At 42.7% G+C, this 1,218-nt stretch carries 2 protein-coding genes; both read left to right on the forward strand.

Annotated features, from left to right (window positions below):
- A partial coding sequence (locus tag ACT3XD_RS19595; RefSeq protein WP_444280701.1) for a hypothetical protein occupies nucleotides 1-417 on the forward strand: 417 nt, incomplete at its 5' end.
- A 2-nt stretch (nucleotides 418-419) separates the two neighbouring features.
- Nucleotides 420-1,218, forward strand: a 799-nt coding sequence (locus ACT3XD_RS19600; RefSeq protein ID WP_444280702.1) for a hypothetical protein, incomplete at its 3' end; no start/stop codon positions are given.

Below are 1,218 nucleotides of genomic sequence, written 5' to 3' on the forward strand. Positions count from 1 at the left end.
AACCCTTTCTACGTTGCTCAACGACATCGAGCCGATGCACAAAACCCCGACCTTTCACACACACTGGTTCTCAAGGACAGAGGAAGAGTTGGCAACTTTATAGGCAATTCAATCAACGACTTCGACAATCAGCGACTAATACCTTGGATAAAGGAACACAAAGACTCTAACTGGATGGGTTTTAGATTCCATGATCTCCGAGCAACAAAAGGAATGGAGTTTGTCAGAAAAGCCAGGGTAACAAACATGACCCCAACAGACATCATTCTTGAAGTTATGTCTATATTGGGCCATCGATCAGAGTCATCGACACAGAGATACTTGGACTTTGATGAGTTTGTTAGAGATAGACGTAACAAAAACAGGGCGGTTGAAAACGCTCTATACAATCAAGACTTCCCTTGGGATACGGAGTAAGCATGATCGATAAATTTATAGATGTATTTCCATCTACTATCGATACCGACCCAGATTTTCTTCCTGCATCTCTTCGTATCTCTGATATAGGTAGGATTCGCCTGTGCTGGCCAACAACTGAGAAAAGACATAAGAGCATCTACATAGGACGACTCCTATATCCAGCCCGAAAGAAAAGTAAATTGATCAATGGTGGCAAAAGATCATCTGTCCCTAGCTTCTTTATTGAGAGCGATTCTAGGTTCCTTCCAGAGCGACAGGGTTTGATCATTACACTAACCGAAAGGTTCTTCGATAATGACCTCACCTATAATAATGCAGCTGAAATAGTCACATTCTTTGACTTTATTGACTTTGAACTGACTGAGACTGTTGACACCTCCTCCACCGACTCTCTGAAATCCGCATATATCGCCTACAGCGAAATGCTCTGGAATCGCGTATCACTCCCGAATACCGAAGAAAACTCTCTCAAAATAAGGAAAAATACGGCATTTTATAAGCAGAACGCCGCCAAAGAAGCTATTGCCGCCTGCTTGGGAACTATAGGCAAAGAAACTGTTGGAAGCTGGGCAATCAAAATCGTACAAGCCAAGGGCGAGCAACAATTTAAGGTGGTTGATGACACCAAGAAAGCACTTGAAGCTTTTCATGCTCATCGCTACGTATTCACTCAGACCGCCGACCATCTACTAGCTGACAGGTCATATCCTTTTGTTTTAGAGCCTCAAGTAGACCCTCCAATACAAAAGCAAATTTATCTGAGTCACATGATATTCAATCTTCACGGGCTAAACGAAA

Origin of the sequence: Halomonas sp. AOP7-B1-5 (genome assembly GCF_052353045.1) — a bacterium.
Classification (GTDB): domain Bacteria; phylum Pseudomonadota; class Gammaproteobacteria; order Pseudomonadales; family Halomonadaceae; genus Vreelandella; species Vreelandella colorata.